Origin of the sequence: Streptomyces doebereineriae (assembly GCF_031845645.1) — a bacterium.
Classification (GTDB): Bacteria; Actinomycetota; Actinomycetes; order Streptomycetales; family Streptomycetaceae; genus Streptomyces; species Streptomyces canus.
The window spans coordinates 1-456 of record NZ_JAVREZ010000280.1 but is presented as its reverse complement, the minus strand read 5'-3'; the positions used below and the strand labels follow the sequence as shown (position 1 = coordinate 456).

Here is a 456-nt window from a genome sequence, read left to right as displayed (position 1 = left end):
CTGGAGACGCTCCACCAGCGGGCCCGCCAGACCGCCTTCCTCGTCCCCGGCCTCACGATCATCGTCCGCGACGAGCGGGGGATCGACGGCGAGGGCAAGACCGAGGAGACGTTCCGCTTCGACGGCGGCATCAGCGAGTTCTGCGAGTACCTGGCGCAGGACAAGGCCGTCTGCGACGTCCAGCGGCTGACCGGCACCGGTACGTTCAAGGAGACCGTCCCGGTTCTCGACGACCGGGGCCACATGACCGCGACCGAGGTCACCCGGGAGCTCGGCGTCGACATCGCGCTGCGCTGGGGCACCGGCTACGACACCACCGTCCGCTCCTTCGTGAACATCATCGCCACCCCCAAGGGCGGCACCCACGTCACCGGGTTCGAGCGCTCGCTGACCAAGACGGTGAACGAGGCGCTCCGCTCCCAGAAGCTGCTCCGGGTCGCCGAGGACGACGTCGTC

1 pseudogene is annotated in these 456 nt (G+C 69.5%); it reads left to right on the top strand.

The annotated features are described in order from the left end of the window. Positions 1–456 (top strand): annotated as a pseudogene (locus RNB18_RS51885) (DNA topoisomerase IV subunit B); the annotation flags it as partial.